Origin of the sequence: Persicitalea sp. (assembly GCF_041751555.1) — a bacterium.
GTDB lineage: Bacteria > Bacteroidota > Bacteroidia > Cytophagales > Spirosomataceae > Persicitalea.
This window is the reverse complement of the sequence record NZ_JBGSXF010000423.1, coordinates 1-20042: the sequence shown is the minus strand read 5'-3', so window position 1 is coordinate 20042 and position 20042 is coordinate 1. Positions and strand designations below refer to the sequence as shown.

At 52.0% G+C, this 20042-nt stretch carries 17 protein-coding genes; 5 read left to right on the top strand and 12 right to left on the bottom strand.

The window, feature by feature from the left end:
* From ACEW8P_RS14860 to ACEW8P_RS14805, 12 genes are all read right to left on the bottom strand, one after another.
* The coding region (locus ACEW8P_RS14860) for a hypothetical protein (RefSeq protein WP_373513865.1) at nt 1-614 on the bottom strand (614 nt) is incomplete at its 3' end.
* Nucleotides 615-735: 121 nt separating this feature from the next.
* Nucleotides 736-1221: a hypothetical protein gene (locus ACEW8P_RS14855; RefSeq protein WP_373513864.1), complete on the bottom strand. Its 486-nt coding sequence runs from the start codon at nt 1219-1221 to the stop codon at nt 736-738.
* Complete coding sequence (locus ACEW8P_RS14850; protein WP_373513863.1) at nt 1176-3554, bottom strand: glycoside hydrolase family 2 TIM barrel-domain containing protein; 2379 nt, start codon at nt 3552-3554, stop codon at nt 1176-1178. The genes ACEW8P_RS14855 and ACEW8P_RS14850 overlap by 46 nt, the downstream gene beginning before the upstream one ends.
* A 153-nt stretch (nt 3555-3707) precedes the next feature.
* Nucleotides 3708-4979, bottom strand: coding sequence for a hypothetical protein (locus ACEW8P_RS14845; protein WP_373513862.1), 1272 nt, complete (start codon nt 4977-4979; stop codon nt 3708-3710).
* A gap of 40 nt (nt 4980-5019) precedes the next feature.
* Nucleotides 5020-6186: a hypothetical protein gene (locus ACEW8P_RS14840; RefSeq protein ID WP_373513861.1), complete on the bottom strand. Its 1167-nt coding sequence runs from the start codon at nt 6184-6186 to the stop codon at nt 5020-5022.
* Nucleotides 6183-7196 carry a hypothetical protein gene (locus ACEW8P_RS14835; RefSeq protein ID WP_373513860.1) on the bottom strand — a complete coding sequence of 338 codons (1014 nt, stop codon included), beginning with the start codon at nt 7194-7196 and terminating at the stop codon, nt 6183-6185. Before ACEW8P_RS14835 ends, ACEW8P_RS14840 begins: the two co-directional genes overlap by 4 nt.
* A gap of 207 nt (nt 7197-7403) precedes the next feature.
* Nucleotides 7404-7913: a fasciclin domain-containing protein gene (locus tag ACEW8P_RS14830; protein ID WP_373513859.1), complete on the bottom strand. Its 510-nt coding sequence runs from the start codon at nt 7911-7913 to the stop codon at nt 7404-7406.
* Nucleotides 7914-7926: 13 nt separating this feature from the next.
* Entirely contained in the window at nt 7927-9327 is a 1401-nt protein-coding gene (locus ACEW8P_RS14825) for a RagB/SusD family nutrient uptake outer membrane protein (protein ID WP_373513858.1), read from the bottom strand.
* 35 nt (nt 9328-9362) lie between these two features.
* Nucleotides 9363-12812, bottom strand: coding sequence for a SusC/RagA family TonB-linked outer membrane protein (locus ACEW8P_RS14820; protein WP_373513857.1), 3450 nt, complete (start codon nt 12810-12812; stop codon nt 9363-9365).
* A gap of 19 nt (nt 12813-12831) precedes the next feature.
* Nucleotides 12832-13845: a FecR family protein gene (locus tag ACEW8P_RS14815; RefSeq protein ID WP_373513856.1), complete on the bottom strand. Its 1014-nt coding sequence runs from the start codon at nt 13843-13845 to the stop codon at nt 12832-12834.
* A 73-nt stretch (nt 13846-13918) separates the two neighbouring features.
* Entirely contained in the window at nt 13919-14587 is a 669-nt protein-coding gene (locus tag ACEW8P_RS14810) for an RNA polymerase sigma-70 factor (protein WP_373513855.1), read from the bottom strand.
* A gap of 344 nt (nt 14588-14931) precedes the next feature.
* Nucleotides 14932-15195, bottom strand: a complete 264-nt coding sequence (locus ACEW8P_RS14805) for a hypothetical protein (protein ID WP_373513854.1) — start codon at nt 15193-15195, stop codon at nt 14932-14934.
* A gap of 393 nt (nt 15196-15588) precedes the next feature.
* Here ACEW8P_RS14805 and ACEW8P_RS14800 point away from each other — a divergent pair, with 393 nt between their 5' ends.
* The 5 genes from ACEW8P_RS14800 to ACEW8P_RS14780 form a co-directional block, all read left to right on the top strand.
* Nucleotides 15589-15969 (top strand): hypothetical protein, encoded by a 381-nt coding sequence (locus ACEW8P_RS14800; protein ID WP_373513853.1) that lies wholly within the window; start codon nt 15589-15591, stop codon nt 15967-15969.
* A gap of 107 nt (nt 15970-16076) precedes the next feature.
* Nucleotides 16077-16259 carry a hypothetical protein gene (locus ACEW8P_RS14795; protein ID WP_373513852.1) on the top strand — a complete coding sequence of 61 codons (183 nt, stop codon included), beginning with the start codon at nt 16077-16079 and terminating at the stop codon, nt 16257-16259.
* 662 nt (nt 16260-16921) lie between these two features.
* Nucleotides 16922-18193, top strand: coding sequence for a nucleotide sugar dehydrogenase (locus ACEW8P_RS14790; protein ID WP_373513851.1), 1272 nt, complete (start codon nt 16922-16924; stop codon nt 18191-18193).
* Nucleotides 18194-18250: 57 nt separating this feature from the next.
* The gene (locus tag ACEW8P_RS14785; RefSeq protein ID WP_373513850.1) at nt 18251-19363 is read left to right on the top strand and encodes a sugar transferase; all 1113 of its coding nucleotides are present in this window, start codon (nt 18251-18253) and stop codon (nt 19361-19363) included.
* A gap of 62 nt (nt 19364-19425) precedes the next feature.
* Nucleotides 19426-20042, top strand: a 617-nt coding sequence (locus ACEW8P_RS14780; RefSeq protein WP_373513849.1) for a DegT/DnrJ/EryC1/StrS family aminotransferase, incomplete at its 3' end; no start/stop codon positions are given.

Below are 20042 nucleotides of genomic sequence, written 5' to 3'. Positions count from 1 at the left end.
TCTTTCCCGTTCTGGCAAAACTCGATCCAGTTAAAGGCATAGGCATCGCGGTCAACCTTTTGTTTGGGTTGTTCTTTGTAAAAGAAAAAGGACGTGGAATCGAATTCGTTGAACGTTTCGGCGGTTTCCAATTGACCGTCCGAACGGTAGAATGTTTTGCCCAAGTCTTTGGTGTACAGTAACCGGTTGGCAACCGGACGCCGGTACCAGGTATCGGTTTCACTTTTCCAGAGCCAGACATAAATTGTACCTTCAACGGATAGCGTGCCGTATGCGTAAAGCGGAGACGTTACGGGGTTGACAGGCCATCCCGCCATCTTTTTAACATCCTTGTCTTCGAAATTCTGATCGCCCTGAATTTGGAGCATCATTGACCCTTGCCAATCCGGGAGTTTGTTATTTTTTTCTTTGTTTCCCCACCAGCCGTTCCCGTCATCCAGCATCGTGTAAATATTATTATCAGCCCCCCAGGTCATGCACCAGTTATCGCCAAAGTTGCCTTTACGGACAAGAGTTTCTGTTTTAAATTGAACACCTTTTGGCAGTTTCCTGGGGGGGGGCGAAACATTGAAAAGGAACAGGCAAAAGAAAACAGAAGCGAGCAGGATTTTCATGGAGTTTTGTGATTGTTTTAAGAATGATATATAAAAATAAAGTCCTGTCGGACCGATTCATTTTCTAGTGATTCAGTGCTAGTTGGGGCTGGGGAATTTAGCAGGAGTGCATATGCCCCACTTAGTTACTTACAACAAGCTCCGGTAGAAAATTAAACCGTAGTTTGCCGCTGATTGGGGTATAATTCAGCATCGTGTTTTTCTGACTTTGCGAACCCATCAGGGTAGCCGCCTGAAACTTAGTGCCGATAGCACTGATGCTGTTCAAAAAGCCAATGCTTCCCGTCGGAAATGCCGGATTTGTGTTATCGTTGGTAGCTGTTTTGGCTTTACCAGGTTGCAGCATTTGTAAAAACGGAATTTTATCGTCGGCAGAAACGGTGAAATTGCCCTGTTTGGTTTCGATAACTACCCACTTCACATCGGCATGATAGCCTTTGAACTCCGGGTACTCGAAATCCTCGCCCGTGATGGCGTCATTGTACGCTTTGTGCCAGATCCCGTATTTCATGCCTTTCAGGCGGTTTTTCCAGACCCGGTACGGACCCCGGCCCAACCATTTCATGCCCGTAATGAGTTTTTCGGGATAATCGAACGTGATGCCCATAAATCAGCCTCTCCTCGCTGCACGTACTCGTAGGTCAGTTCGGCCGGTTGGTTGGCCACCAGCAGCCAGTGGGCCGTAAACTGGTTGCCGCCCCCATCGTACTTCGCAATAACCTCGTAACCGGTTTTACCCGCAAAATACCGGAACGATTTCAGGGTCATGTTTACGCCCGCCAGCATTGGTCCGTTCGCCAGGACAATGTCCGATTTTGAGTTACTCAGGTTCATCAGATAGCCCGTCGTTTTGTCGAACGTATAGACCTGACTGCCCGTCTGAACGGTCAGCAACGTATCGGTTTCGCTTACCCCGGCACCTGACGGAGAAGCCGACGAAACCACTGTATTCGCAGCCGTTTCATCGGATGCGGAAATTGGCCACGACCAGGTGAACAACTCGTGGCCATTGGGGTCGGTGGCGGTCAGATACAGGGCTTCGCTATTGGTCCAGTTGGGCGGTAAGTTCAGGTCAAGATAGCCCGTTTCGCCGGGCGGAACAGACTTGGATGGCAACGTACCGGCCTGATTGACAATGGCCCGAGTAGATGAATCGGTGGGTTGCGGAAACGACACCAATTGCCAGCTAAACTGGCACTGACTCAAATCAGTGAACGAATAGTGGTTTTCGACCGCCAGTTTCCCCTCGAACTGCCGGGGCAGGTGCGTGCGGGTGATTCGAATCGGCGGCCAGATTTCCTTGATGGTATAAAAGCTGGCTTCTTTCTCGTGGTGCGGGCCAACAATGCCGTCGGGCGCGTTGGTGCCAAACACGTCGATGACCGGCGAACCATCGGCGTTTTTTTTATCGGTGTGCATCACCCCTTCGTCGGCAAAGACCCATAAAAAGCCGCCCGAACTGTGCGGATGCCGGAGCATGAGTTCCCAAAAATCGTCCAGCCCGGCCCCGTGTCCGCCGTCGAACAGGCCGTGCATAAACTCGGTGGGCATCAGGATGTCGGGGTCGTACAGAGCTGAATTGACTAAGTAATTGTAGGTGATGTAGTGTTTGGTTTCAAAGCCGCCGAACCGCTCCCAGGGGTGCAACACCGGGCGTTTCTGGGGGTCATACTTGGCGAAATCATCGTCAAGGCCCCGGTTCCAGCCGCCCTCGTTACCGTTGTCCCAGAACAGGACGGACGGATGGTTTACATCCCGAATAACCAGTTCCTTTACTAGTTTCTGCCCCACGAGCGTATCGTATTTTTTCTGCCAGCCGGTCAGCTCGTCCAGCACGTACATCCCCAGCGAGTCGCAGGCATCCAGGAAGTGAACGTCGGGCGGGTAGTGCGACATCCTGACGGCGTTCATGTTCATAGCCTGCATCAACTTAATATCGTCGATGCTGACGGTCTTGCTGGTGGTTCGGCCCGTTTCGGGAACAAACGTATGGCGGTTTACGCCCCGCAGCATCACTTTTCGGCCATTGACGTAAATTCCGTCGCTCTTTCTAACTTCAATGGTGCGGAAGCCAAATCGCTGGGTAAGCGTGTGCATAACCCCGCCCGGCCCGGCCAGCGAGACCACCACCTGATAGAGCGCAGGCGTTTCGGCAGTCCATTGGTTCACGTTCTGAAACGCCTGTTTCAGCGTCGTTTTCGGGTTGGCGGGGTCGGTATTCGCCGAAAAAGCCGCGCCCACGTTGTCCCCCGCCAGGGTTTGCACCTGCGCCGTGAGGGTTTGATTAGCCGTTGCGTTTGAGCTAAACACATCGACCAAAAACTGACCGTCGGCCTGGGCGTCGATGGCCACGCGCTCGATGAACTGCTGCGGAACAATGTCTAAATAAACGGGTCGGTAGATGCCGCCGAAGGCCCAGAAGTCGCCGTGCCGCTCGGCCACGTCCACCGACCGGTTGGCCGATTCTTTGTGTACCGTTACGGCCAGCAGGTTGCGGCCTATTTTAATAAACGGGGTTATTTCGTACCGGAACTGAGTGAAGCCGCCCTGGTGCGTTTCACCGACGGATTTGCCATTGAACGTAACCTCGGTATCGGTCATGGCGCCTTCGAAAACGATAAACACCCGCTGGCTTTTCCACTCCTTCGGAACGGTGAAGTTGTGTTTGTACAGCCCCGTCTCGTCGGCTTTGGTGCTGTCCTGCCGGTTTTGTGTCCCGTAACTGTATTTACCAAAGCCCTGGAGTTCCCAGTTGGAAGGAACGGCAATTTTCGTCCATCGGCCGCTGTTCATGCCTTTGGTGCAAAAGAAATCCCAGGGAACGGAGTGGTCTTTATCGGTGCCGGACAGATAAATCCGCTGACTTTGCTGGGCCGAAACCAGGCCCGACAAACCGAACAAAAATAACGTGATAGCTTTCCGGAGCCAGGAATTATACATAGTTGTAGGTGATAAACCTATTTAAATTGAAAAGGCCAGATTGTAACAAAGCCACCATTACCGGCATTACTTGGCGGAAAATACGCCGGATTTGCCCTCAATAATTCGCACTAACGGTAGCACAAACAGATCCCGGAATTCTAATTTCACCCGCTATACGCGAATGATTTTTTCAATACTTACTCGATAAATCTGCCTTCCGAGTTTCTCGTGGGTCGAATCGAAGAAAACATCCGTTCCCTGCTGGTTGGCGCGCGGGTGGAGGTCGCAGCGGTACTCACCCTTGTACTGCGGCGGCGAGAGGAATTTGCCCAAAATCACGCGCCGCTTGGTGGGAATATGGTAGAGGTAGAGCGTTTGCATCCGGTCGCCGTCAGGGTAGGTGTCGTTGAGTACCCATTCGTTGTTGGTGCCGGGGATGTAGGTGTTGTGGCCGTTGACGGTCATGGCTTCCGCGCCGATGTGCTCGCTGTCTTGGGTGTGGTCTTCCATGAGCCAGAAACCCCACTCCTTACCGACGGGTTTGGTCCAGGCCAGGATGCGGTCGGGGCCATCCCAGATGATGTGCGAGGTGTCGCCGGAAGGGTCGATGACGTAGCGGTCGCCGCCATCGGCGGTGTCCATCGTCACCATGCGGGTGATGAAGGGCGTGGTCGGCACGCCGTCCTGCTCCTCTACTTTCTTCCGCCAGCGGTTGAGGAACAGCATCCGCTTGCTGTCGGGACTGATGAGCAGGTGGTTGAACCAATGCCAGTAGCTGGTAACGTCCTCGCCGAGGTGCGGGATAGCGGCCATTTCGGCAAAGGTTACCAACATTTCGTGTTTGCCCGTTTTCAAATCCATGCGGTACAGCCCGATTTCCGACGGAGCTTTTTCCTTTTCGTAGGGATCGTCGATGCCCACGTAGCCGTAGCCGGGTCGAAGGTTCTGGATGCGGTTGAACTCCGTGCCGACGGCGAACTTGCCGTTGGGGGCCAGGGCGTAGATCGCTTTGGGAAGAATTCGCTCCTTGCCCGTCTTGATGTTGTGAACGCGGCTCTTGAAAGCCCCGTCGATGCGGTCGTTCCAGATGACCTCCTCTTTTGAGTCGGGCAGCCATTGCAGCATGCAGCCCTGCTGCCAGCCCCAGGCGTTGGAAGTACCCAGCTTGCGCCATTTGTTGTTGTCCTTTAAATCAATCAGGCCGATTTCCAGTTGGTCGTCGGGACCAGGCGTGTGGCCCTCGAAGGGGGCCTGCATCCCCAGTGCGTAGCGGCCCGTGGGATCGATCTGCAATTTGTCGTAGTAGCCGAACCAGTGCGGGTGCGCACCGTCGGTGATACGCTCAACTGGGAAGTCTTCGGTGGGGAAGAAATTTATCGACGGGAAGGCGGCCATTCCCAGACTGCCCAATAAGCTGTTTTTGAGAAAATTACGACGGATCATTACTTTTTGAATTAGTAGTTCAGTTCAATTCCAAAGGTTTTCAGTTGTCCGGCAGGGGTGTACCCGCAAGCGCGTGGATCCAGCGGCGCACCCGGCTCAACTGGCTGGCCCCGTTCACATCGCCCATCGGCTCATCGAAGTATTCCAAAGGCGGGGCAATATCGTCGGGGCGAGCGTAGTAGGAACCGATTTGGCGACAAAATCCGCCGTCCGGGGTTTTGAAGGCTTTGGTCATAGCGACCGATTCGGCCAATACCAGCGACAGATCCTCAGGCGGAAATGGTTGCGGCAGATAGTCCATGAGTTCGCCCAGCAAACCAATGGCGTTTCCCGGAACGGTAGTGCCGCTTTTGAAAGCCTCTTGCTCCGAGGGTCTGGCGCGGTACCAGGCCAGGATACTCTGGTAGATTTTCTTAGGGTTGGGGAGCGGCAAATCGACGCCCCGGCAAAACCAGGCGAACTTCACCGTACCCGAGAGCCGTATCTCCGGCGTCTGACCTTGTCCCCAGAAACCGTCGGCGTCCTGCCGGGCCAGGGCGTAGTCGTACATCTGACGGGCGAAGGCTTTCCGCTTCGCCTCGGGCAGGGTGGTTAGCAGGGATTTTTGCGACGAAATGGCGTCCATAGCGGTCCAGGCCGACTTTTGCCAGGGCAGGTTGTCCAGCCACTTGGCCAGGGAGTCGGGGGACGAGTAGTACCACAGCGTCGCCGACGAATTGGCCTGCTCGCCCGGCAGCTGATAAAGCGGCGCGGCCCCCAGCGCGCTGAGCGATGTGGTGGAAAAGGCTACCAGCCGCCCCAGCACCCGTTCCGATTTCAGGGCCTGCGGGTAGTGCGGATCGACAAAAAAGCCCGTTTTGGAATCCTGTCGCGACTGGAAATAGTGAATCGCCTGCCGACGCACTGAGTCGGGCAGTTGCCCGGCTGGGTAGCCACAATCCGCCAGCATGTTTAAGGCCTGCATGGTCGATTGGATGTCGGGGCCAAATCGTTCTGGTTGCCGCCGCATCGCGATGTTCTCGTAAAAACCACCCGAGGACGGCTCGTACAAATCCCATAGCCAGGCGGGTACGCTGGCAAACTGACTGTCTATCTGCGCCACGTAATCGGTCAGAGGCAGCTCGTCGGCTTGGCTTTTTTGGGAAAAAGCGACCTGGGAAAAGCATAATCCCGCGATAAGGAAGGTGAATTTTATTTTCCTGTTCATTTCATGAGGTGTGCATTCCACTCATCAGCGTAAGAAAAGCAGTACAGGCTAAACTTCGTCCCTTCCATATCGCCCACGGCCCCCTTTTCGGATATGCGCACTGAGTTATGGACCGACGCGCATTCCCTAGGGAAATACGAGAAACCGCCGTCTTTTTTCTTGTGGACTTTCAACAGGAAATCAGCCATCCGGTTGCCCGCATCGCGTATTTCGGCAAACCGATAGCCGTAATTTAACTGCTGGTTCAGGTCTTTCAATACCTTCATCGCGTCCCAGTTGATGGTCATGGGGGAGTTTCCTCCTTCGCCAAACTGTCCGTTGGGCTGTTGCAACGCCAACACCGAGTCCAGCGCGTTTTTTGCGTGGGGAACCTCTTTCCCCACGATCCTGTAGGCGGACATCAGCTTGAACAGACCCGCCATTCCCCGCTCCATACTTTCACACCCGCGCTTTATCGGCAGTCCGGTTTTGGGGTCAAGAATATGTTCTTCCAGGGTGGCGAACGCTTTTTGAATGGTTGGCTCGGTCAACGTTTTTTTGCTGGCGGGTAGATTTTCCCAATAAAATCGGATGACTCTTGTAAATCGTTCTCCGTTTCCCCACGGGTTCGACCAGTCCTGACTCAACATCCAGTCCCGAACATCCACCTTCGTCAAATCTACGAAAGGGGCTTTGTCGCCCCTTGACCTTGGCTCAACGCCCAGCAGCCGAAGCGCGCCCTGCGCGGCACCGGACATATGCGCCCAAATGTGTTCCCACGAATGAAAATCGCTGATGCGATCTGGCTCGCTGACCAGGGGATCGATGTAGTACAGTTCTTTCGGGTTCCAGGTTGACTGGAAGAACGCAGCAGCCTGTTTCCTGTCTGCCTGGGGTACTGCGGTCAACTCGCCCAGCATATCCAGAATTGTGATACCCATTGCCGAAGATTCCAGGCCGTACTTCCGGTCCATCAACACATTGTATTTCCAGCGTCCCCAGCCCTCACCCTCATACCGGGTAGTTTTCAAAAACTGTAAAACGTCTTCTTTTTGGGATAGGAAAAAATCGCTCCTGTGCCTGTGGGCCGGGGAACCGGCAAAAAGTTTAGGGAAGGGAATTGAGGCACACAAAGAGCCTATCCCGATCAATTTTATGGTCTCCCTTCTGTTCATGTTAGTCCAGTTTACTTTTTCCAGCCATTGGATTTGGTCTTTTTTATAGGATAGTCAGCAGGTTCAACGCAGTACCGCCGGAATGACGTGAATAGCGCCGTTGGTTGGTTCCAGGTTGGAAACAAACACCCTGTTGCCATTTACGGTGACGGTGAACGAAACATTCCGGCTCAGGTTAACACTCCGGCCTGTCAACTGCGAGGGATAGGGTGTAATATCGAGTGTCAAATCCTGCGATAGAACCTTCTTATCCAGTAGATGCAGCAACAGGGTTTTCCGCAGGTCCTCCACCGGAATGTCTTCCAGTTTTTTGGTACCCAGGAAGGCTTTAAAGGCCGGGTCATCGGGCGCAAAAAGCGTAAAAGTTCCGCTGCTGAGGGTGCTGGTCAGCCCGGCCCGGTCAATGGCCTGCGACAGCAAACTGAAGGCATCGGGGCGGCTTTTTAGAAAATCGATGATGTTCGTATCTAATTTGCCACTGGGCCGGGTGGGAGACGGTTCGTATTTGAAGGAGGTCTGGCACCCCACGCACAGCATCAGGATGATTGCTATTAAGAGCCGGTGTTTGTTCATGGCATCAGGCGGTTTAGTTGTAGAACGGATTTTGGGTGAGTTGGGAGTTTGCATTCAACAGCCCCTCGTTGATGGGCCAGAGGTAATTGCCTGGATCGGTAATCAGCGGTTGTTCGCGGGTGACAACGCCGTTGCGGATCAGGTCGAACCAGCGTTTGCCTTCGGCGCAGAGTTCTACGTATCGCTCCTTCAGGATGGCATCCTTCAACTGAGTTTGTGTAGTGGCTGTGCTGGGGGGCAAGCCGGCGCGGCTGCGAATCAGGTTCAGGTCAGCCAGCGCGGCTGCGGTCTGGCCCTGGTCGTTGAGCATCTCGGCCCGGAGTAGAATGATGTCAGCCAGCCGGTAAATGATGATATTGGCATCAAAAAAAGTGAGCTGCTGAACGCCCGTGGGTGAACCTCGGTATTTGATATACTTCGGCGAACTACTGGTCACATCGAGTGTGATAGCCGGTACGCGCAGGTCATTGGGTTCAAAGGTAGCCAGCAGTTTTTCATGAATCAGTAGCCGATTGGTCGCGCTGAACGGGCCATAGGACGTTAGCGAAGCGGGCGAATTAACTTCCTGAAGTTCATTCTGCGAATTATTGAACTGAATTTCGTAGATGCTTTCCGATTGATTTTTAACCGCAAATAAATCGGCATACGCGGCCCCGGTTACTAATCTAAACATCCCGGACTTGATAATCTGATCGGCGGTGGCCAGTGCTTTCGGATAATAATCGGTCTTACCCTCTACTTTAGCCATCCAAAGGGAGAAGTCCGTTTTCAAAGCCAAAGCAGCCCAGCGCGTGGCCCGTCCTTTGGTATCGGTCAGGGTGCTGTAGGTATCCGGCAATTTGGAAATGGCCAGGTCGATGTCTTTTTCAATCTGAGCCAGCACCTCCGCTTTAGGGTTGCGGGGTTGCAAAAAATCAGCCGTAGCCGAGGTGTACGGCTGGGTAATGAGCGGCACATCGCCCCAGAGCCGAACGGCATAATAGTAGCAGAACGCCCGCGCAAACGCGGCCTCACCGGTATACTGGTCCTGGAGTTTCTGGCTTAAGCCCGATACGCGGGGCAGGTTGGCCAACATCCAGTTAGCCCGGCCCACAACGGTGTACAGCCGCGTCCAGCTGCTGTATTCTGAGCCCGGTGAGATGTTATTCAGCATCACATCAACCAAGCTCTGAACCAGATTTCCCCGTTTGCTGCTGAAGATGTCGGCCCGCAAATCGCCCCACACACCAACGTACTGCGTAGCATCCTGCATCCCGTCGTTGAGACCCACAGCGGCCGCCGTGGCTTCGTCGGGCGTGTTCCAGAAATTATCCTGAGTGATGCTGTCCACCGGCTTGGTGTCGAGTACATCGCAGGCAGTGAGCAAACCTGCAAGTACACAGCTACTAAACACTAATTTGAGGTTATTTTTCATACGTAAAAAAGTCTTGAACAGGTAAAAAAATAAGGTCAGAAGCCCACATTGATCCCAATAATAACCGATCGGGCAATAGGATAATATCCCAAATCAAGCCCGTACTGAATCGCGTTTCCGTTGGCATTGGATGAGGTATTGACTGTTTCGGGATCGAAGCCAGAGTAGCGCGAAAACGTCAGCAGATTCTGTCCCGTTACATACAGGCGGGCTGACTTCATGGCGATTTTTGAAATCAGTTTAACCGGCAGCGTGTAGCCCAGTGAAGCCGTCTTAAGCCGGGCAAACGACCCATCTTCCAGCCAATAGGAGGAGTTAGTCCGTCCATTTTGCCGGGTGTCTCCCACATAAATCCGGGGAAAATCAGTGATGTCGCCGGGGTTTCGCCAGCGGGTCAGCACGTCAGTTGAGGCACCGGCGCCCGTACCGAGTCGGTGGCTGTCGCGGTCGCGCCGAACCAGATTAGAAATGTCGTTACCGAATGAAAAATTGATAAACACACTCAGATCAAAGCCAGCGTAAGAGAAATTATTGGTGAAGCCACCCGTAAAATCGGGGTTTGGATTGCCTAAAATCACCCGGTCGCTGTTATTGATGACGTTGTCGCCGTTGGCATCAAGAAATTCTACGTCTCCCCCTTTATAGACAAACCCACTCGCGTTATTGTACCGAAGCTGATTGGTATTGGACTCATCCGTAGGGAATACCCGTAGCTGCTGAAAGCCGTAAAAACTGCCGATGGGCTGTCCCACCCGTAGAATGGATTGCCCCACAATAATGTCGGCACTGTTGGGCAGGCTAAGCACTTTGTTCCGGTTGAAGCCCATGTTCAGCGCCGTTGTCCATTTGAACGCTCCGGTCAGGTTGCGGGTCGAGAATTCGAACTCAAAGCCTTTGTTTTCAATTGAGCCCAGGTTGACGGCAATAGAACTATAGCCCGTTTGGGTTGGAATCACCTGGTTGAAAAGCAAATCGTCGGTGCGCTTGTGGTAGTAGTCGGTGGTAAACGTCACGCGGCTGTTGAACAGCGACAGGTCGAGCCCTATGTCCCACTGGGTGGTGCTTTCCCAACTTAAGTCGGGGTTGGGCAGCCCGTTACTAGCTGGTACGACCCCACCCTGCCCGTTGTAGTTGGCTCCGATAACCAGTGACCCCCTCGACACGAAATTGCCAATCTGCTGATTCCCGGTTTTGCCTAAACTGGCCCGCAGTTTCAGATCATTGATGTGCTGATTACCCTTGAGGAAGCTTTCTTCAGAAATGCGCCAACCCACCGATGCCGACGGGAAAAAACCAAAGCGGTTGTTGGCCCCAAAGCGCGATGAGCCGTCGTAGCGGGCGGTGGCACTAAAGAGGTACTTCCCCTCATAATCGTAGTTGACGCGGGCAAAGTAAGAGGCAATACCGTACACCGTTTTGGTTGTGTAAAGGTTGTCGCGCTGGGGGGCTGCGTTCAGTGTCGGAATCAAATCCGTGGCGTAGAGCGAGCCTTCTCCACCGATCGTTTCAGTGTTGTTTTGTTGCTGACTGTACCCCAGCAGCCCCGTCACGTTGTGCTTCTGCGCAAATTGCCGCGTATAAGTCAGCGTGTTTTCGTTAATCCAGTTGAGTTGCTGCGTCAGTTGCGCGGCTCCAGTACGCTTCGCCGTCCCGAAAGAGAAAATAAAGGAGGGGTAAAAACGGTCTTCTTTAAACGCCAAATAGTCAAGGGCGATGGACGAGCGAAACCGTAGTCCTTTCAGTATCTCATAGTCGCCATACAAATTGGTGATGAGTCGATTAGAACCGGTTTTTAAGTACGAGGCTACCAGCGTCGTAATGGTATTGTTGGGCAACAGATTACCAGCGGCGTCGTAAGGCGAATCGGTCGGAGTGCGGCTCAGGGTACGATAAATGACCCCCCGCGAGTCGGTATTCGACTCGCTGACGCGGTTGCTGTTACTATGACTGTAAGTAAAGGTATTACCCACCGTAAAGCGGTTCGTAGGGCGGTACTCTACATTGGAACGGGCCGTTATGCGGTCATACTTCGAATTGATTAAAATTCCATCCTGACTGAAATATCCGGCACTGAGGTAATAATTGATTTTATCTTGTCCACCGCTCACCGAAAGTTCGTAGTTCTTGATGGGTGCGGTTTGGAAAAGGGCATCCTGCCAGTAGAAATCTTTATTGTAATTGACGGTGTCCAATGCCGCAATCGGATCGCCCAAGCGAATATCCCGACCCGAATTGGCCCAAGATTCGCGCACGTACTCCCGGTATTGATCGGAATTGATTTGGGAGATGGTGCGGGTAATCTGCTGGCTACCCATGTACGTGCTGAATTTGATGCTCGGTGCGCCCGCCTTGCCTCGTTTCGTGGTGATAAGTACGACCCCGTTGGCAGCTCTGGCTCCGTAAATAGACGTAGCAGCGGCATCTTTGAGAATCTCGATTGATTCCACATCGTTTGGATTGATGTCGGCCAGCGGGCTACTACCCGACCCGCCGTCGGCCAGTTGGTCCACGCTGTTCGACTGAATCAAAATCCCATCCACCACGTAGAGTGGGTCGTTGCCGCCCTGCACCGAAGTGTTCCCCCGGATCCGCACCGTAAGGGCACCACCTGGCTGTCCGCTGCTTTGGCTGACCTGCACCCCGGCGGCCCGGCCCTGCAACAAGTTATCGACGCTGGCCAGGGGAATATTTTCCAAATCTTTGCCCTTGACCGACGACACCGCACTGGTCAGTTCGGCCCGTTTTTGCGAACCGTAACCCACAACCACGACTTCATTCAGAAGTTTGTCGTCTATTTCCAAAATGATACTGAAGTTCGAGCGGTTTCCCACCTCCACTTCCCTGGAACGATACCCGACATAGGAAAAAATCAGCACATCGCTATCTTCCTCGATTTCCAGGGAAAAAGCCCCGTTTTGGTCGGTGGTTGTGCCACGGGTCTTGCCCTTGAGAATCACGCTTACGCCGGGCAATGCCTCCCCTTTCTCGTCATTCACCTGGCCCGTAATCTTTCGGTCCAGGGCGGCAGGTATGGCGGCAGCGAGCAGATTGCTTTCCTGGAATTGACTGGTGGCTCCGGTATTCGCGGAGGAATTGGCGGGAGATTGCGCGGGTTCGGCAGGTCGTTCGGCCGCTTTCACTCCGAGAATCGCGAAAGAACCGTTTTTCATGCGTTTGAATTTCAACCCGCTCGCCCTCAGTACATTCGACAGATTCTTTTCTATCGTCAATTGATAATCCAGAACGTCAGCGGAAACCCTGAATAATTCTACGGTACGGTCGGCGAAGACAATATCGACACCATAATGCGCTTTGAGCGTGCCCAGTGCCTCCTTCAATGAGACCGTTTTGGGCTGGCTTTGTCGTTCTTTGTCAATTTGCTTGATGTGGGCGTAAGCGGGCTGGGCAGCGCAAAGCTGTCCGCCCGCCGCCAAAAGCAGGGCCAATGCTGCCGCTTGCCAACTCGGGTAAAATCTTCGTTTCATGTTTGGTTGGGTTTGGTAGTTATTGTTTGTTTTGCGAAATGTGAACCTTGTGCCCGTCCTTTGTGATCTTTAGACCAAGCACTGTTTCGATTAACTCAAGAATGTGGTCGGCGTTATCGACCGTAAGGCTTCCCGACACCGTCTGAGAAAGCAGACCTTTATCTTCGACCTCCACTTCCAGGCCGTAGTTTTCCTGAAGCAGGTACACGATTTCCTGCAACGCCGTCTTATCGAATTCGTAACGATGACTCTGCCAGGCGGAAAGAATTTCGGGCTTAGGAATACTTTTCTTTTCGATGTGGCTATTTTTATCAAGTGTGACTAGGTCGCCCGGTTTCATGACCATCTTGCGCGTGCTGCGGCCCTCCCGAAGATTGATCTGCACTTTTCCTTTGTTGAGGACGACCCTGGTGCCCCGATCCCGGGCGAAGACCGTGAATTCGGTACCCAGCACTTCTACCTCGAACTCTTTGGCGGTCTGAACGACGAATTTTTGGTTTGTGGCGATATGCTTCACCGAAAAGGAAGCTTCGCCCGCCAATAATACATTCCGGCTGGTTTTACCAAAGCCCCATCTGGGGATTCTCAGGGAAGAGTTGGCGTTGAGGATAACGCGGCTGCCGTCGGACAGCTGCACAGTGCGCGTTTTACCGTAGCCGGTCCTTAGGGTCCTGTATTTCCATAATTCGGTATTTCTCATCCCAAAAACGAGCAGAATAATCGATAGGGAGGCAGCCACTCCAACAGCAAGCAGCCACCGTCGCCCCTTTTTTACCGGGTCAATAATATCCCCCGGTTTCTCAGCGAATGCATTCTTTCGATTCTGTTCCAAAAAATGACGGTAGTTGGAAATAGCCTTGTCGATGTCAGCAGGGTATTCTGGATGTTTGGCTTCGTATTCTTCCAGCCATTTGTAGTAAAGTTCCTCGTTGGCCTTGATCAAGGCCCATTCGTCGATCGATTGCTTTTGCATCGCCGATGTTTTACCCGTGAAATGGCTGAATAGCAATTCTTTGGTGATCATGGAATTCATTTGATGCTATTGGTTTCACTAAAAAAAAGCGAAAGAAAAAACCACTTGAATCTGGTGTGAATCAGAGTGGATGTTAAGTGAGTATAGACAGTAGTAAAAAAGGAAGCCATTTGCTCCTGAGGAGTGTGCGGATAAATTTATTGGCGCGATAAAGTTGCACCTCGACCGTTTTAACCGAAATATCCAATTCAGTGGCAATCTCCTGGTATTTTTTGCCCTCGAAGCGGTTCATCATATAGATCCTCCGCCGACTGATAGGCAGTGAATTGACCGCATTCTGGACATCTTGGTACAATTCCTCGAACTGACTGATGGCCTCGGGACTTTCGCTGTGCGAGGCGTTGGTATCGTACAAATCGGCCAGGATTTCTGCTTTCCTGAGGTTGCCTTGCACATGATTGAAGGCCCTGTTTCTCACTGCCCTGAACAGATAGAAGCGGTACGATGTTGTAATATGGGTGTAGGAGGCGTTCCGGTAGAACTCATAAAATACTTCCGATACCAGGTCTTCGGCCACTGTCTTGGAGCCGACGTATTTGATGGCATGGCTGCACAGTGGCTGGAAGTAGCGTCGGTAGAGTAACTCTATGCCTTTATCGGGACAAGCGTCTATGGCCCGTTTCAAGAAGATTTCATCCGATTCGACCAATGGCTGTGCCGGAGAATTGAGACCGCCGTGCTGTAGCAAAGGCAAATTCTCCCGAAAAGGTAGATCGGACTGAATATTTTCTGGTTGAGACATAGGCTGATTGGGATCGCTTGGCGCACACTTTTTGGGTCTTTCATCATGTTTGCCTATAACATAAGACATACCAGCCTGATTTCCCACTTACAGCATGTTGTGTTTTTTTTGAGAAATTTTAATGTGAAAGTAAGGTTTGTTGTGTTGCTGATAGTGTCAGGAGGGCACCGGGGTTGAGGCCTTCACCCGCAGACGGGGCAAGATCGTTGTAGAGTATAAGGATATTGAGCCGGGCAAGCGCAACGACCAGCCCAAGCTGAGGGCCATCGCCGTTTGCAAAAGCGAAGGAGCCGTGATGCTGATCGCCAGGCTAGACCTGCTGATCTGCAACACGGCCTTCACCTTCACCCTACACGACTCGGGTCGCCTTCGTGTGCGCCGATATGCCCTAGGCTAACACGCTGACCATCGGGGCGATGGTAACGACAGCTCAGCACAATCTGATTGGCGAACCAGCAGGAGGTGATCTCCGCCCGTACTAAAAAGGCACTGGCCGAGAAGGTACGGTAGGAGTTCTTGCTGGGCAAGCCGGAGAACCAGACGCCGTAGGCCATCGAGAAAGGAAGAGAAGCCGGGCAAAAAAACGTCCGTGTTAACGAGACCGACATTTGAGCTGCGGCCCTGGCCAATCCTATGCAAGTGTCCGGCCTGTCATAGACGACCAGCGCCATTGCGCTGAATGCTTAGGAGCCTCTCACCCAGTGTGGAAAGAAGTTCAGGCCCGTCCAGATGCAGCTCATAGAGGCATTATATGGTTAAAAATGAGGAATTCATTCACTATCTACCAAGTTGGGAAGACAATATTACCTCACAAAAGTGAACTCGGCTCAGGTGTTTTTGAAATAATTGAGTCTTTCAAAGTGGGACGGCAGTACTTTTTGTAGCCCTTTATGATCCGTAGGGTATAGGTGCCGCTGACTCGCTTTATACTCACATACCTCCTACATACCTCCTAACACATGTGCGAAAAATACAAAGCACACTCCCTAGTCCCAGTGATAATGAACAAAAAACACCGCCGCGAATTTCTCAAATCACTCCCGCTGTTGGCAGGGTGCATTGCCAGCCTGGACTCAGTGGCTGGAATAACGTCACGCACCGTAACCGGCCGCGGCAAAGCGATCCTGCTTCGTTCCTCCTGGCAAACGGTCAACATCGGCGACATTGCTCATACCCCCGGCGTGCTTACCCTGCTGGAAAAGCACCTGCCGGAATCGGAAGTCCGGTTGTGGCCTTCCGACATTGGAAATGGCGTGGAGAAAATGCTGAAACACCGCTTTCCAAAAGTAGCCATCGTCAATACCCCAGACGAAATTGACAAAGCTTTCAAGGATTGCGACAGCTGGTGGCCCTGCTTTTTTGATGGCCCTGGTCATTGGTGACTGCGGTGAGGAAGGAGCCAAGAGGCTGTTGAAGAACCTGCCAGAACACGGCCGCAATCGGGCCACCATCTACACCAACGACAGGATAGTCTACAATCGGATAGCTGATGCGGCTGGTCATCCTCTCCGACCGAGATTGGTTCCGCAAGAGCAAGAAGGACACTGCGACGGCCTATAAGATTTGGAGGTCGGTAATATTCCAGGATTTGGTAGCTTGCCATAATGATAAGCTGGACGGGGAGGGGCGCCGCTGCGATAACCTGTCGCTCGGCAAGGTTAGCGATATATGAGCTGATTCAGCCGGCCGGCCGGCCGGCTGAATCAGCTCTGTATTTCTTTCAGAAAATTACTGATTCTTGGAATATTACCACTGTGCAAACCTAGAGGCCGGAGCTGAAATGTCCAATATCCCGCTGACGCTCAGCCGCCACCGCAACTTGTCAAATCATTTTAGAAGTAGAATTGGTTTAAAGTTATTTTGGATTTGCTTAGATAGCTCACAATTAGCCAGTTAGTTATTTCCACCTGAATCAAAGAGTTTCATTGTCCAAAAATATTTTACTAAACTGAGTCAAAAGACTGAAACACAAGTCTATTGTTTATCAAATACTTAAAAACTTTAAACAGCTTCGTATAAGGTGCTTTTGGATGAAGAGCTACAAACGCATTGTTTTCAAAAAAATTACAATTCTATGTACCGGTTGATAATTATATTATAAAATTTTGGGAAGAATAGCTATAAATCACCGATCTTGCACGGCCAAAGATTTAAACCCCGGAAAAAAACAAGTAGGTTTAGAGCGTAATAATAGGATTTTTAATATTAATTTTATTAAAAATAAACGAAAATTTCACTCTAAGCTTAAAAAGCGTGGCCAAAGCGTCTTTTTGAATCTACTTTTATGCCAATTTTTTTATTCACCACTACCACTACAAACCTATCATCCCATTGATGAGATCAAGCGAGCATCATAAAATAGCGGTTATTGGGCTGGGATATGTGGGGCTTCCCTTGGCAATCGAGTTCAGTAAGCGTAGAGAGGTAGTTGGATTTGATACAAATTGTACGCGTATTTCCCAACTCATGGATGGAGTTGATCATACACGGGAAGTAAGCAAAGAGCAGCTCGAATTAGCTTTGAATTTAACTCTTTCCTGTCAAACGAAAGACCTGAAGAACTGTGAGATCTACATCGTTACCGTCCCGACGCCGATCGACCAGTTCAATAAACCAGATCTCGGACACCTGATAGCGGCCTCTACGATGGTGGCCAAGCTTTTGAAAAAGGGAGACATCGTGGTGTACGAATCTACGGTTTACCCGGGTTGCACCGAAGAAGTGTGCGTCCCGATACTTGAAAAACAAAGTGGCCTGAAGTACAATACGGATTTTTTCTGCGGTTATTCCCCCGAACGAATCAACCCTGGCGACAAAGAGCGCACTTTGACCAAGATTCTGAAAATCGTTTCGGGTTCTACTCCCGAAACGGCGGATCGTCTGGAAGAACTGTACGGTTCAATCATTGAGGTGGGGGTGTATAAGGCACCCTCCATGAAGGTAGCCGAGGCAGCTAAGGCAATCGAAAACGCCCAGCGCGACATCAATATCTCCTTCATCAATGAACTGGCCCTGATGTTTGACCGGATGGGCATAGACACGACTGAAGTGCTGGAAGCGGCCGGCACCAAATGGAACTTCCTGAAATTCACGCCTGGCCTGGTGGGCGGTCATTGCATTGGCGTAGATCCTTACTATCTTGTGCACAAAGCCCAGAGTCTGGGCTACATACCACAAGTAATTTCATCGGGACGGGCTATCAACGACGGCATGGGGGCGTTCGTCGCCAAGAAATTACTCAAAGCCATGATCGCGAATGGACTGGTACTCCAGAAAAGCCGGGTGCTGATCCTTGGTATTACCTTTAAGGAAAACTGCCCCGATATTCGGAATACGAAGGTGATGGACGTGTACCGCGAGCTGAAAGATTTTGGCCTGGAAACGGAGGTGTACGATCCCTGGGCCTTGCCCGCCGAAGTGCAGGGTGATTACGGAATTGCCCTCACCGATAGCATCGAGGGTCAGCGCTACGATGGCATTGTGGTGGCTGTGGCCCACCGGGAATTTTTTGCCCTGCCCATCGAATCGTATCGGAAGGATCACAATTCGATCGTATTTGACCTTAAGGCCATTTTTGAAAAGGGGAAAGTCGATTTGAGATTTTAATTCAATTGTTGACTTTTTTTTACAGATAGTATCACACACTTGTCAGACGTCCTCAGTATGAATACTTATTCTATCCCCTCTTTCCAGGCAAGAGAAGTCTCTCATGCCCTCGCTGAGCCTTCCGGGTTGGGGGCACATGTTCCGAACGCTTCAAATTTTACCCTGGACTTTACGGATGAGACTGCCATATACCTGGCCAAGCTTGCCGCACCATCTGAGTGGTTTGCCATTTCCCAACCCCATCTTGTCCACGAGGATCTGCCCGGCGGCATCAAGCATATTTTGCTGGATGGGCTGATGGTCAAGGCGCACGATCCTGCCCAGATTTTCACTAAGGTGCGGGCAAGCCTGTCGAAGCAGCAATACTTTGCCTTTAAAGTCACGACCGCCGAAAATATCAAGAACGCCGTCAAGGACAGGTACCCGGCCTACATCTTCAAAATATACTATATTGTTCACTTCCTGGGCCGACGCGTGTTGCCCAAGCTCAAAGGACTGCGAAAACTGAGCCGTCTGCTGGGCATTCCGGTCGATATGTCCAAGTCCGAGATCATGGGCCGACTTATCTACCACGGTTTTGACCTTGTCCATATTCTGGAAAATCCTGCCCATACGCTCTTTATCGCTCAGCCCCATGACGACGTAGCTCCCAGTTCCTACGCCCCCTTGCCCAAAGAGGGCGTACTCTTTTCGATGCAGCGGATGGGCAAAAACAATAAGCCTATTACCGTCTACAAGTTTCGATCGATGCATCCCTACGCCGAATATGCCCAGTCTTATATGCACCGGACCAACGGCCTCGACGCGGGCGGAAAGTTTAAGAACGACTACCGGGTAAGCACGGGCGGGCGAATTATCCGAAAATACTGGATCGACGAACTGCCGATGCTCTACAACCTGCTACGGGGCGACATTAAATTGATCGGCGTTCGACCCATTAGTGCGCATTATTTTAGTTTGTATCCTGAGAATCTGCGGGCCATTCGCCCAAAATACAAGCCGGGTTTGCTTCCACCCTTTTACGCCGATCTGCCTAAAGACTTTGAAGAGATCGTGCAGTCGGAGTTAAGGTACCTGGAATCCTACGAAAAGGCCCCGTTCAAGACCGATATGGCGTATTTGGAAAAAATTCTTAAAAACATATTTTATCACAAGGCCCGTAGTCAGTAGAGGCTAAGTTATTAGCTAGTAGTGGGGTGCCCCGCCGACAACCCAACAATAGCATTTCCGATTTGAAGCATAGTTCTAACATAGAAGGGCCAGCCCGTAACGCCGAACCGGCACTTACCACCCCCATTCACATGGTGGACTTGAAGCAGCAGTACCTGCGCATCAAGCCCGCCGTGGATGCCGCCATGCAGCGCTGTATCGACGATACGGCCTTCATCAAGGGCCCGCAAGTAGCCCAATTTGAAGGAACATTGGCAGAATACCTCCGCGTCGGGCAGGTGGTTTCCTGCGCCAACGGCACCGACGCCCTGCAACTGGCCATGATGGCGCTCGACCTGCGTCCGGGCGACGAGGTGATCGTTCCGGCCTTCACCTACGTAGCCGCAGCAGAAGTGATCGCCCTGCTGGGCCTGGTGCCGGTCATGGTCGATGTGGACCCGCAGACATTCAACCTCACCGCTCAGAATATGGAGCAGGCAATTACGGCCAAAACCAGGGCGGTGGTGCCTGTTCATCTGTTTGGCCAATGCGCCGAAATGGAGCCTATTCTCGATCTTTGTAAGGCAAATGATATGTACGTGATTGAGGACAACGCGCAAGCTATCGGGGCTGATTACACTTTCGACAGCACCGGGGAAGTGATTTCGGCGGGGGCACTGGGCCATTTAGGAACCACCTC

Coding starts and splice junctions, on each gene's coding strand:
- ACEW8P_RS14855 (WP_373513864.1), bottom strand. CDS start 1,221: ATGGGCATCACGTTCGATTATCCCGAAAAACTCATTACGGGCATGAAA.
- ACEW8P_RS14850 (WP_373513863.1), bottom strand. CDS start 3,554: ATGTATAATTCCTGGCTCCGGAAAGCTATCACGTTATTTTTGTTCGGT.
- ACEW8P_RS14845 (WP_373513862.1), bottom strand. CDS start 4,979: ATGATCCGTCGTAATTTTCTCAAAAACAGCTTATTGGGCAGTCTGGGA.
- ACEW8P_RS14840 (WP_373513861.1), bottom strand. CDS start 6,186: ATGAACAGGAAAATAAAATTCACCTTCCTTATCGCGGGATTATGCTTT.
- ACEW8P_RS14830 (WP_373513859.1), bottom strand. CDS start 7,913: ATGAACAAACACCGGCTCTTAATAGCAATCATCCTGATGCTGTGCGTG.
- ACEW8P_RS14825 (WP_373513858.1), bottom strand. CDS start 9,327: ATGAAAAATAACCTCAAATTAGTGTTTAGTAGCTGTGTACTTGCAGGT.
- ACEW8P_RS14820 (WP_373513857.1), bottom strand. CDS start 12,812: ATGAAACGAAGATTTTACCCGAGTTGGCAAGCGGCAGCATTGGCCCTG.
- ACEW8P_RS14815 (WP_373513856.1), bottom strand. CDS start 13,845: ATGAATTCCATGATCACCAAAGAATTGCTATTCAGCCATTTCACGGGT.
- ACEW8P_RS14810 (WP_373513855.1), bottom strand. CDS start 14,587: ATGTCTCAACCAGAAAATATTCAGTCCGATCTACCTTTTCGGGAGAAT.
- ACEW8P_RS14805 (WP_373513854.1), bottom strand. CDS start 15,195: ATGTCGGTCTCGTTAACACGGACGTTTTTTTGCCCGGCTTCTCTTCCT.
- ACEW8P_RS14800 (WP_373513853.1), top strand. CDS start 15,589: ATGAACAAAAAACACCGCCGCGAATTTCTCAAATCACTCCCGCTGTTG.
- ACEW8P_RS14795 (WP_373513852.1), top strand. CDS start 16,077: ATGCGGCTGGTCATCCTCTCCGACCGAGATTGGTTCCGCAAGAGCAAG.
- ACEW8P_RS14790 (WP_373513851.1), top strand. CDS start 16,922: ATGAGATCAAGCGAGCATCATAAAATAGCGGTTATTGGGCTGGGATAT.
- ACEW8P_RS14785 (WP_373513850.1), top strand. CDS start 18,251: ATGAATACTTATTCTATCCCCTCTTTCCAGGCAAGAGAAGTCTCTCAT.